Source organism: Paenibacillus sp. FSL R5-192 (assembly GCF_000517845.1).
Lineage (GTDB): Bacteria > Bacillota > Bacilli > Paenibacillales > Paenibacillaceae > Paenibacillus > Paenibacillus amylolyticus.
This window is the reverse complement of record NZ_ASPR01000033.1, coordinates 1-12,836: the sequence shown is the minus strand read 5'-3', so window position 1 is coordinate 12,836 and position 12,836 is coordinate 1. Positions and strand designations below refer to the sequence as shown.

Sequence of the window (12,836 nt, the reverse complement as noted above, 5' to 3'; positions counted from 1 at the left end):
AAGATACGGTGATTCGTGCAAGCGTAGTGGAGGGGACGAAATCGAATCTGAAGAAGCGAAGCGTGCGCCTTTGTCTCCAGATTTTCCCCTTTAAGAAAGGGAATCAAAAAAATCTGGAGACAACAGCGATCGGAAGATCGATTCGAACCCGGAACGTCATTTACGCGCCGCACCAAACCTATCTTTTCAACTAACTATGAAAGAAGTGGATCTACCTTGCCATCAGTTACACTCGAACGCAGTCGCAAAAAGCGGCTTGAACATGCACATCCATGGATATTTAACAATGAAATTGCCTCTGTTGACGGAAACCCGGAACCGGGAGATCTGGTCAATGTATTGAATCATCAAGGTCGCTATCTGGCGACAGGTTATTACAATCCTGCATCTCAGATCACTGTAAGGGTTGTAGCGTATCAACCGCTGGAGTCCGAACAGATGGACACCGCGTTTTTTGCAGCGCGTTTCCGCGATTGCTTGCGTCACCGGGAACGTTTTATCCAGGATGGAGAGGCATACCGTCTCGTTTACGGCGAAGCTGATTTTCTGCCAGGATTAATCGTTGACCGATTCGGCAGCATTCTCGTTGTACAGTTGCTTACACTTGGCATGGATCGTTGCCGTGAAGCCATCGTACAGGCACTCATTGAAGTAATGCAGCCGGAAGGTATATACGAGCGCAGTGATGTCTCGATTCGTGAACTGGAAGGTTTGGAGCAGACCAAAGGTCCACTGTACGGAGATTGCCCAAGACATGTCACGGTTACAGAGAATGGACTACTCATTAAAGTGGATATCGTGGAAGGGCAGAAGACAGGTTACTTCTTCGACCAACGCGAGAATCGTGCAGCCATCGAACCGCTTATGAAGGGTTGGGGCTACAAGAGTGGAATCACACTACAAACGACCGAGCAGGATGGCACAGAGCAGCTCTTGCCTGTGAATAAAAGTGGTAAAGTAGTTACATTCCCATATTGGGATGGTGCCACTGTACTGGAGTGTTTCTCACACACGGGTAGCTTTACGTTGAATGCTTGCAAGTATGGAGCCAAAAAAGTGACTTGTCTTGATATTTCGGAGCATGCCATTGAGAGTGCACGAACAAATGTGGAGCTGAACGGTTTCACTGACCGGGTCGAGTTCGTAGTTGCTGATGCATTCCAGTACTTGCGTGAACAAGTGAAAGGGCTGGATGAACGTACCGCACGTGCACGTGCAGGCGAACAGAAAGTGGATACATCCAAAGCGCTTGCAGCTGGCGGTAAAACATTTGATGTGGTCATCCTTGATCCTCCTGCATTTGCCAAAACGAAATCAGCAGTTAAAGGTGCATGTCGCGGTTATAAAGATATCAATCTGCAAGGAATGAAACTGGTCAATGAGGGTGGATATTTGGTAACAGCCAGCTGTTCGTATCACATGCGTCCAGACCTCTTCCTGGATACGATTGCCGATGCAGCGGAAGATGCAGGCAAAGTGCTTCGTTTGATCGACTGGAAAGCAGCCGGTAAGGATCACCCACAAATTTTGGGCGTGGATGAAGGACATTACCTGAAATTTGCTATTTTCGAAGTGCGCAGTAAAAAGAATTAATCGTATGATTTTCGTTCCAATCAAATATAGATCAAGTCAAAAGTCCACAGTGTGATAGCTGCGGGCTTTTTGCTGTTTTGCTGTGTTAACGGAGATGATCTCCGGTTTTACCGGATAGTGGCAAACGTATGTTCCGAACCAAGTCAGATATGTTATACTGGGAATTAAAATCTTGTACGTGTGGTTTGGAGGATTAGACATGTCCGTTCGTTTTGTTATTGGCCGGGCAGGCAGCGGCAAAAGCTCGCTGATTACCCGGGAAATTACATCCCTGCTTCAACAAGAACCGCAAGGTACACCTTTAATTTTGCTCGTTCCCGAACAGAGCTCTTTTCGAACAGAGCAGGCATTGGTGTCTTCTGGAGCAATTAAAGGTACCATGCGTGCAGAAGTGCTCGGCTTTCGCCGTTTAGCCTATCGTGTAATGCAAGAAGCAGGTGGTTCTGCTCGTATTCCGATCGGAGCCGAAGGCAAAAAGATGCTGCTCTACAAGGTCATCCAGCGCCGTAAGGAAGAATTGAAGCTGTTTGGTGCATCCGGCAGCCAGCTGGGTTTTATAGGCGAATTAAATGACTTATATAGTGAATTTAAACGTTATGAAGTTGATCCATCAATGCTGGAAGACGGGCTGTCTGGAGGGAATAGCTCATCCACTTCGCCGATTCTGGAGGACAAGTTGCATGACTTGAATCTGATATATCGTGACTATGAACAGGAACTGACCAATTTATATATTGATGATGAAGACACGTTGACCGAGCTGACAGATCGTTTGTCGGAAAGTGCATTGCTGCAGGATGCCCAGATCTGGATTGATGGTTTTCAGGGATTCACACCACAGGAGATGAGTGTGATCGGTAGGCTGATGTTGCAGTCCTCTTCCGTGACGATTGCCCTGACATTGGATCGTCCTTATGATCATGGCGCACTGCCTGGAGAACTGGAACTGTTTTATCCTACGGCAAGTGCCTATGCACGCCTGAAAGGAATGGCTGACGAACTGGGTGTAACGAGCGATATAACCGTGCTAGATTCGGAGATTCCACCGAGATACAAGGATCGTCCGGGACTTGCTCATCTGGAGGCTGGTTTCGACCGGCGAATTCGTTGGAAAAGTGAAGGCCTTGATTCCGGAATCCAACTGGTTGCAGCGGAGAACCGACGAGCTGAGATGGAGGGAGCACTGCGTGAGATGCGGCGCCTGGCACAAAACGAAGGTGCGCGTTATCGGGACATGGCGGTACTTGTCCGGCAGTTGGATACCTACGCTGATATAGTTGAACCGTTATTCAGGGATTATGACGTACCCGTCTTTCTGGACCGGAGAAGAAATGAACTTCATCATCCATTATCTGAGTTTATCCGTTCCGCACTGGATATTGTTCGGCGCCACTGGCGTTACGAGGATGTATTTCGCTGTGTCAAAACGGATTTGCTGCTTCCGCGTGATGGTTCCATCACTCGTGAAGATATGGACCAGCTTGAGAATTATGTACTGGCTTGTGGTATTCACGGGTATCGCTGGACTGACGGCAAACCATGGAAGTATGTACCAAGCCTGTCGCTGGAAGACAACGGTCAGGATGGCCGTAGTCGAGGACGGGACCAGATGCTTTCTTTAATGGAGAGCTGCCGAACGGTCATTACAGATTCCTTGGGTGTTTTTGAGAAGCGAATGAAAAAGGCAAAGACAGCCAAAGCCCAGTGTGAGGCACTATACAGACTGCTGGAAGATGCTGAGATCGCATGGAAGCTGGAGAATATGTCTGCTGAAGCTAAGGCACAAGGTGACCCCGAACGGTCGAGAGAACATCGGCAGATGTGGGGAGCTGTGCTGGATTTATTGGATCAGATGGTCGATATGATGGGGAATGAACGGCTGGATATCACGCTGTTTTCCGGGATGATTGAGACCGGATTGACGGAACTGAAGCTGGGTCTGGTACCACCAGCACTTGATCAGGTTTTGATGGGTTCTATGGACCGTACACGCCTTCAGGACATCAAATACGTATTTATCCTTGGCGCCGTTGATGGTGAATTACCCGCTGTACCTCAGGATGATGGCGTATTAACGGAACTGGAGAGAGCGTTACTGACGGAAAGAGGCGTGGCGCTTGGACCAGGTGCAACAAGGCAGATGCTGGATGAACGTTTCCTGATCTATACGGCACTTACAGCGGCAAGCAGCCAGTTGTGGCTGAGTTACCCGGTTGCTGATGATGAGGGGAAAACACTGCTTCCTTCCGAGATTGTCCGCCATGTACGGAAGATGTTTGGTCTACAAGAACAGCCATTGCTCGCTCAACCACCGGTTGCGAACTCGGAAGAAGCGCATTGGTCCTATGTCACCCATCCAGGTCAGAGTCTGTCTACGCTCATTGGACAATTGCGCAAATGGCGCCGCGGAGAAGACATCCCTGAAATGTGGTGGGCGGTCTACAATTGGCATGTATCTAGAGAGACAAGCAGACCTCAGCTGGAGCGGTTGATGGGATCGATCTTTTATCGTAATCGGGCCTTACCACTACGTACAGCTACCAGTCGCAGACTGTATGGTACAGAGGTGAGGACGAGTGTCTCGCGAATGGAGCGTTTCGTAGCTTGTCCGTTCTCCCATTTTGCTTCGCATGGGCTGCGCCTCAAAGAACGGCAATTGTATCGCCTTCAGGCTCCTGATATCGGACAGCTGTTTCATGCTGCACTAAGCCAGCTGGCTATGCGGTTGCGTGAAGAAAATCGTAGTTGGGGCAGTTTGACTCCAGACCAATGCCGTCAGGAAGCCGAGCAAACGGTGGAGCAGATTGCACCACAGCTGCAAGGGGAGATTTTGCTAAGCACCAAGCGATACGGTTATATTTTCCGCAAATTAAAGGACATTGTTAGCCGGGCATCCGTCATTCTTGGTGAACAGTCCAGACGCGGAAGTTTTGAACCGATTGGGCTGGAGCTTGATTTTGGACCGGATAAAACACTGCCGCCATTACGTTTTGAACTGGAGAACGGTTGTGTGATGGAGATCGTGGGTCGAATTGACCGTGTAGATGTCGCAGAAGGAGAGAATGGTCTGCTCTTACGTGTCATTGACTATAAATCAAGCCAAACGGACCTCAAGTTACATGAAGTTTACTATGGTCTGTCATTACAGATGCTCACCTATCTGGAGGTGCTGCTTAGTGCTGCCGAAGAATGGCTTGGGGAAACGGCGATGCCGGGAGGAACGTTGTATTTCCATGTGCATAACCCGCTGTTGCAATCCGCAAACGGCATGACATCAGAGCAGGCAGGACAAGAACTGCTGAAACGGTTCAAAATGAAAGGTTTGCTGCTGGCCGATCGGGACGCAATCGCTCAAATGGACAACACCCTGGATAAGGGGTATTCAGCAATTATTCCAGTTGCCCTTAAGGCGGACGGAAGCTTTTATAGCAGCGCCGCTGTAGCTACGCCAGAGCAATGGGATACGCTGCTTGCTTCGGTTCGCAGTAATATCCGTGAGATTGGTACCCGAATTACGGATGGGGATGTGGCCATTGAGCCTTATCGTATTCAGCAGGAAGTGGCGTGCACGTTCTGTCCGTATAAGCCTGTTTGTCAGTTTGATGAGAATATAGAAGGAAATGAGTATAACCTGTTGTCCAAACCGGGCAAACAGCAAATCTGGGATATGTTATCTCACACCAAGGGAGGGGAAACATCATGACGAATATGCCAAAACCGGAGGGTAGCTTCTGGAGTGATGACCAGTGGAGTGCCATCTCGGAAAGCGGAGAAGACATACTGGTTGCCGCAGCGGCGGGATCAGGCAAGACAGCCGTGCTGGTTGAACGAATTATTCGCAAGATCGCAGATCCCTCCCAAGGATACAGTGTGGATCGTTTACTTGTAGCTACGTTTACCAAAGCGGCCGCCGCCGAGATGAAACAACGGATTCGGGAAGCGTTGGAACGTGCGCTGGAAGAACAGCCTGGAGAAGAGCATCTGCGTAAGCAGCTGTCGCTGCTTGGACGGGCATCTATTACAACGCTGCATTCATTCTGTATGGAAGTCATTCGCCGTTATTATCAGCAAATTCCGTTGAACCCGGCTTTCCGTATCCTGAATGAAAATGAAGCGGAAATCATGCGGCAGGAACTGCTTGAAGAACTATTTGAGGAAAAATATGGCGAAGAAGATGAAGGGAGTACATTCCGCGAATTAGTAGACTGGTTCAGTGGAGAACGAAACGATGATGCGATGCATCGACTGGTGCAACGTTTGTATGATTTCTCCCGCAGTCATTCCTGGCCGGATCATTGGCTCTCAGAGATGGCGTCTGCTTTTCAGGTGGAAAGTGTAGAGGCACTTGGACATTCAGCATGGGTTCAGAGTATTTTGCGTGATGCGGCTCTTGCTTTAAGTGGTGCAGCAGGATTGCTCCGTCAAGGCATTCATATTTCCATGCAGCCTGAAGGTCCGGCACCTTATGCAGATACGTTAAAAGAAGACCTGGTGATGGTAGAAGAGCTGTTGTCTGCGGTTGAGATTATGCCATGGGAAAGGTTGCCTGAAGTGTTTCAACCCGCTACATTTGGCAAATTGAAACCCTGCAAAAAGGATCAAACAGACCCGGCTTTACAGGATCAGGTGAAGGAACTCCGTGAGGCCGCGAAAAAGGCAGTTACCGACCTGAAAGGTTCATTGTTCGGGAGAAGTGCGTTTGCGTTCTGGCAGGAGTTGGAGCAAGCGGCACCACTCATGCAGGAGTTGTCGAGGTTGGTTAGTACATTTGGAGAACGTTATCGACAGGCCAAACAGGAACGTGGGCAAGTTGACTTCAGTGATCTGGAGCATTACTGTCTTCACATTTTGCGACATGAGGATTCAACGCCTGAACTGTCGATGCCTTCCGATGCGGCTATGGAGTACCATTCGCGATTCGATGAAGTGTTGCTTGATGAATATCAGGATACCAATACGGTTCAGGAAGATATCGTGAAACTGATCTCCAGAGAAAACCCGGGTAACCGATTCATGGTCGGTGATGTCAAACAGAGTATCTACCGTTTCAGGTTGGCTGAGCCAGGTCTATTTATGAACAAGTATCGCCAGTATGGAGCGAGCACAAATGAGGACGGAATGGTGGAAGAACGTCTGCATCGTACAGGTCAACGTATTGATCTTGCGCGGAATTTTCGTAGTCGAGCAGAAGTCGTGCATTCGGTCAATATGATATTCCGGCAACTCATGAACGAAGGTGTGGCAGAGATTGCTTACGATGAACGAGCTCAACTGGCATATGGGGCTACCTTCCCGTCAGAAACACTTGGTGATGAGGCGTATACACCTGAACTCATGCTGATCGATCGTCAGGGTGGTGGTCCTGATCTGACAGAGAGTACGGATGAGAATGGGGATGCATCGGTCTCCGCAGAACTGGAGAGTGCCGAACTTGAAACAGCCCAGTTGGAAGCGAGGGCAATCGCAAGGCGTATTCGGGAGATGGTTGGAGACACGGACAAACCTGCCCTTCATGTATATGACAAAGCTCTGCAAACGATGCGCCCGGCACGTTACGGTGACATGGTCATCTTGCTGCGTTCAACCTTGATGTGGGCTCCGCTCATGATTGAGGAGTTCAGACAGCAGGGAATTCCTGCTGGAGGAGAACAGAGCAAGGGTTATTTTCAGGCTACAGAAGTGGAAATCATGATGTCTCTGCTTCAGCTTGTTGATAATCCAAGACAGGATATTCCGCTCGCTTCCGTGCTTCGTTCCCCGATTGTTGGACTGGATGAAGAGGAACTGGCACAGATTCGGCTTGGTGACAAAAGACAGTCATTCTATGATGCGGTTATATCGGCTGCGGGAGATTGGAGCGATTCCTCCACTAATGCTGTACAACAATCCCGGCAGGATAATCATCCTGATTCCAATATCGTCCAGTTGCAGTGGCCGGAAGCCTGGTCAGAGATGGAACAGGGGGAGCGGGAAACAGCAGCTTCAGTTGAGGCAGAGACTCTGGACGATGTACACGAATTCGATGGGCGTACAGTACAGACAGATGGAATACAAGATGCTGGTGTTGCGGGACATGCAAGTGAGGATCTGGGCATAACGGAGATCTCAGGATCGGAGTTGCAGCAAAAGTTAATTCGTTTTATGCGTCAATTGCAGCAGTGGAGACTTGAGGCAAGACAAGGCAGCTTAAGTGAACTGATCTGGCGTATGTATCGGGAAACCGGTTATTTGGACTGGGTTGGTGGTCTTCCAGGAGGACTGCAACGTCAAAGTAATCTTAAGGCATTGTACGATCGCGCACGACAATATGAGGAATCAACTGCAAATCGTGGCTTGTTCCGTTTCCTGACCTATGTTTCCAGACTACGGGAAAACGGGGGAGACCTCGGGACTGTAGCAAGTAGTTCTGGTGAGCAGGACAACGCCGTACGTATCATGACCATTCACCGGAGTAAGGGTTTGGAGTTTCCAATTGTCTTTGTCGGTGGCATATCTAAGATGTTCAATCAGCAGGATCTGAACGCACCGTTTCTAATGCATAAGGAACTGGGATTTGGTCCAAGGTTTGTAGATCGTGAGAACAGGGTTGCCTATCCTACATTAGCCAATCTGGCGATTCGTCGTCGGGCGCAATTTGAACTGCTTGCTGAAGAGATACGTGTGCTGTATGTTGCGTTGACTCGTCCCAAAGAGAAAATGATTCTGCTAGGTACCGTAAAAGATGCCGCGAAAAAAGCGCTCGCGTGGTCTCAGGTCAAGGATAGCCCTGAACTGGCATTGCCAGACTATCTGCTTGCTGCAGGACGAAACTACCTGGACTGGATTGGGCCATCCCTGATGAGACATCCAGATGCGGCTGTGCTGCGTGAACTTGCAGGAAGCAATGATTCGTTCTCAGCCTGTCTTGCAGATGATCAATCTCGATGGGCGATTTCTATTATTTCCGCTGATCACGTGTCCCGTGACCATGTGGTGAATCAGACACTTGGGGAAGAAGATGGGATGACTGAGGTGCGGAAAGAACGAATTGCTGCACTAAAAGCCGTTCAGCCTGTGAAGTTGGTTACATCCTCAACGGTAGAAGAACTGACGAAGAGTGCACAAGTCACGGCTAACCAAAACATTGGAGATGAAGGTGCAGCTACAGTAGATCTTCAACAAGAGGAGGCACGGCTGATCAACGAGGTTGATCAACGACTTTCATGGACGTACCCCTTTGAAGCAGCAACTCAAGTAGCAGCGAGCACATCTGTCACGGAGTTGAAAACGTTACTTGCGATGCAGGATATCCAGTCCGTAGAGGTGATGGAGGAACTGGGAGAGCAGTCCGAGAAATTATTGGATTATAACACCCCAGGAATCAATTACACCAAAGATGAAGCAGGCCATGTACTACGTTGCGTATCCGATGAATCTAACGAGCGTGAGACTGGATCAGGGTCAGATTCAAACGGTACGGTGAACGTTTCGGATGCGGGATCTGCGGGTACGTCTTTCAAACTGCACCTGCGTCGTCCGAAATTCATGGAGGCAACGCAGCTGACAGGGGCAGAACGGGGGAACGTGTATCATACATTGATGCAGCATCTTCCTATAGATGGATCATCCGTTGATTCACAGCTTATTGAACAGACGATTGAGCGGTTGATTAAGCTTCAGATTTTGCTGCCCCATCATGCTGCGGCTATCGAACCTGAAGAACTGGCCGGATTTTTCAATACAGAACCAGGAAAAGAATTATTGCGTGCAGCGTGGGTGAAACGGGAAATTCCGTTTGTGTATGGACTTCCGGCACATCAGTCTCCTGTGGAATGGCTACATGAACGGGCGGCGAACTCAGATATACAGATGTTAAATGAAGATAGCAAAATGCAGGCAACGATTGAAAATGAAACCGTGCTTGTACAGGGGATTATCGATTGTCTGTATGAGGTGGACGGCGAGCTTGTCTTGCTTGATTACAAGACGGATCGGGTATTGGAGCATCGTGGTGGTTTGGATGAACTTACCAAAAATTATCGCTTCCAGCTAGATCTGTATGGCCGGGCCATTGAAGATATATTGGGTCGGAAAGTTGACCGGAAATGGCTGTACTTTTTTGATGGTGGACATGCAGTGGAATTGTAAAAGAACTGGATCGGAATTTAAAACCATGGATTTCATATGGGAGAGGGGTGGAACGGACAATGCGTATTTTGCATACAGGGGACTGGCATTTGGGAAAAACGCTGGAAGGACGAAGCCGACTGCGTGAACAGGAAGATTTCGTTGATGAACTCGTCAGGGTAGCTGATGAGCAGCAGGCGGATGCCATATTGATGGCCGGAGATGTGTATGATTCGGTGAATCCTCCCGCAGCGGCGGAACAGCTTTTTTATGAAGCGGCAGCGCGTCTGACGGAGCATGGAAGACCCCTCGTGGTGATTGCTGGAAATCATGATCAGCCAGAACGTGTAGCTTCTGTAACTCCACTTGTGAACAGACAGGGCATTACACTCGTAGGGATGCCTACTTCAGAAGCGGTGACTATCCATGCAAAGCGAACCGGAGAAATTGCACAGATTGCCGCATTACCTTATCCTTCTGAAGCCAGATTGAATGAACTGCTGACAACAGATGGGGACGAAAATGTGCTTCGTCAGGCATACAGTCACCGGGTGGGCATGTTAATGCAGCGTCTGGCAGCTTCTTTTCGCCCGGATACCGTGAACTTGGCCATGAGTCATATCTATGTGCTCGGCGGACTTGAGAGTGATTCGGAACGTCCGATTCAGATCGGTGGGGCCTACACGGTGGACCCTTCATCTCTAGCGACTGGTGCGCAATACACGGCGCTTGGGCATCTTCATCGTGCACAGGCTGTCAAAGGAGACGGTGTGATTCGATATAGCGGTTCTCCTCTCGCCTACAGCTTCTCGGAAGCAGGGCAGAGCAAGTCTGTCACGATGGTTGATCTGGCGCCGGGTGGAGCAGCACAGGTAGAAGAAGTTTTGTTAACGTCCGGGCGTCCGCTTGTACGTTGGCAGGCCCGTGGTGGTCTGGCAGAAGTATATCGCTGGCTGGATGAGGGGCGTGATCCACAGGCTTTTATCGACATGGAAGTGTGGCTGGACGAGGCGATGTCCCTGAAGGAGATTCAGCAGCTGCGAAAATCACATGAAGGTATCATCCATATTCGCCCGGTGTATCCCGAGATGGCTGCAGCAGGACTTTTGGAGCAACGATCCGAGCTACCTGTGCATGAACTGTTCCGTAAATTTTATCAGCGTCAGACCGGTGGTGCACAACCGGAAGACAGCCTGGTACAGCTTTTCCTGGAACTTGTGGATGAAGACGAGCCGGGTGCGCGTGAGGAGGTCGAGGAAAGATGAAGCCGATTTTATTAAAAGTTGCCGGACTGCAAAGTTATCGGGAGATGCAGGAGATTGATTTTACCGTGCTGACGGAGACGGGACTATTCGGTATTTTCGGTCCAACGGGTAGTGGTAAATCTTCTTTGCTCGATGCCATCACACTCGCTATGTACGGAAAAGTGGAACGCGCGGTGAACGGGACGCAAGGCATTATGAATCATGCAGAGGATTCGTTGTCGGTTGCTTTTACATTTGAACTGATGTCGGCGGAAGGCACTCGAAGGTTCCGGGTAGAGCGACGTTTCAAACGAAATAATGAAGTTTCGGTGAGTAACACAATCAGCAAATTCATAGAGACGGTTAATGGCGAAGAACAGGTACTTGCCGACAAATTGGCAGATGTGAATCGCTGCGTTGAAGATGTGATCGGTTTGAAGATGGATGATTTTACACGGGCAGTGGTGCTTCCGCAAGGGAAGTTTGCCGAGTTTTTGTCACTCAAAGGCAGTGAACGTCGTCAGATGCTGCAACGATTGTTCCATCTGGAGAAGTATGGGGATCAGCTGGCCATCAAATTAAGTCGGCGGGTTAAGGATAATGATATGGTTCACCAATCTCTTGCTGCGGAGCAACAGGGACTTGGGAATGCCAGCAAGGAGACGCTGGAAGAAACGAAACGTCTTCTTCAAAACGCTGTTCAGCAGTCTGAATTGTCCCGCAAAGCGCTGGATGAAGCTGTGAAGGAAGCTGAACAACTGGGCAAAATTCGTGAGTTAAGTAACGAACGGCAGGCCCGGACGGATGAACAGCAGAAGCTGAAAGCACTGGAACCACAGATAGAGGTAGGCGAACAACGGCTGAAACAATCCGTTGCGGCAGATGCAATACTGCCTGCATTGCAGACGGTTCGAGATGCCATGACTACACAGAAGCAGCGGCAGGATACTGCCGAGACAGCTCATCAGCAAGCACTGGAACATGAGCGTCTGGCTGTTCAGGAAGCGGAGAAGGCTGAGACGGCACGCAAGCAAATGACTGAGGAAGAACCGAAACTTCTGCTGCGCCTGGAGCAACTCGAACAAGCGAAAGAGCTGCAACGTGAACGGGACGGACTTCAAGCCGATTGCTCGCGCCTCGCGCAGTTGCTGGAACAGGGGCAGAGCGAACAAACTACGCTGGGACAGCAGCTTGAGAAAGAAAAGGAACTGCAACAGCGCGGACGCAAACGGCGAGAGGAACTACAGGAGAGCCTCAAGCCAAATGAAGTGAAGTCAGAGGAACGCAGGCAACTTCAAGCTGCGCTAGAACTGAAACATCGTGTGGATACTGCCGCGGAGCAGTTGCAGCAAAATAAGGCTGACATGCAAGCCTATAAGCAATCGGCAGAACAGGGAGCCGACAAGCTGAAGGCGGCGGCTGAGGAAGAAAAACGCCTGAGTGATCAGCGTCAGCATCTGGTAGAACAGGCGTCAGCAGGTCTTGAGGCCTTGCTTGCCTGTGAGCAGGATATTAGCCGCGAACAAAGCCTGCTGGCCCTTGCGGAGGAACGGCTGCGTGGCACGATGCGCGAGCAGGAGCTACACCGGCTGTCCTCCGCCTTGCGCGCCGAACTGCACGACGGCGAGCCATGCCCGGTGTGCGGCTCGCCGCACCACCCGCTCCCGGCTGCGCCGCCGGGAGAAGGTCCGCACGCAGGCGATGCGGACCTGGAACTGCTGCGCAGCCTGCACGCGGAGCTGCAGGAGCTGCGCTTTGGGCTACGCCAGCAGCTGCACGAACGTCGCAGCCTGCTGACGCAGCTTGGCGCTGCGGCCGGCGAAGCTCCTGCCGCAGCCGAGGCCGCGCCTGCGGCAGCGGAGCCCGAGCCCGCCGGGTCGCCCGAACACGGGC

At 50.4% G+C, this 12,836-nt stretch carries 6 protein-coding genes; all 6 read left to right on the top strand.

The window, feature by feature from the left end; genetic code table 11:
* Positions 1–194, top strand: a 194-nt coding sequence (locus tag C161_RS33050) for a hypothetical protein (protein ID WP_235193863.1), incomplete at its 5' end; no start/stop codon positions are given.
* A gap of 22 nt (positions 195–216) precedes the next feature.
* Complete coding sequence (locus tag C161_RS19270; protein ID WP_036672074.1) at positions 217–1,593, top strand: class I SAM-dependent rRNA methyltransferase; 1,377 nt, start codon at positions 217–219, stop codon at positions 1,591–1,593.
* A gap of 199 nt (positions 1,594–1,792) precedes the next feature.
* On the top strand, positions 1,793–5,296 hold the full coding sequence (addB, locus tag C161_RS19265) for a helicase-exonuclease AddAB subunit AddB (protein ID WP_036672073.1): 3,504 nt from the start codon (positions 1,793–1,795) through the stop codon (positions 5,294–5,296).
* Positions 5,293–9,720, top strand: a complete 4,428-nt coding sequence (gene addA / locus C161_RS19260) for a helicase-exonuclease AddAB subunit AddA (protein WP_036672071.1) — start codon at positions 5,293–5,295, stop codon at positions 9,718–9,720. The genes addB and addA overlap by 4 nt, the downstream gene beginning before the upstream one ends.
* Positions 9,721–9,779: 59 nt before the next feature.
* Entirely contained in the window at positions 9,780–10,964 is a 1,185-nt protein-coding gene (locus tag C161_RS19255) for an exonuclease SbcCD subunit D (RefSeq protein ID WP_036672068.1), read from the top strand.
* A partial coding sequence (locus C161_RS19250) for an AAA family ATPase (RefSeq protein WP_036672065.1) occupies positions 10,961–12,836 on the top strand: 1,876 nt, incomplete at its 3' end. The genes C161_RS19255 and C161_RS19250, both read left to right, overlap by 4 nt.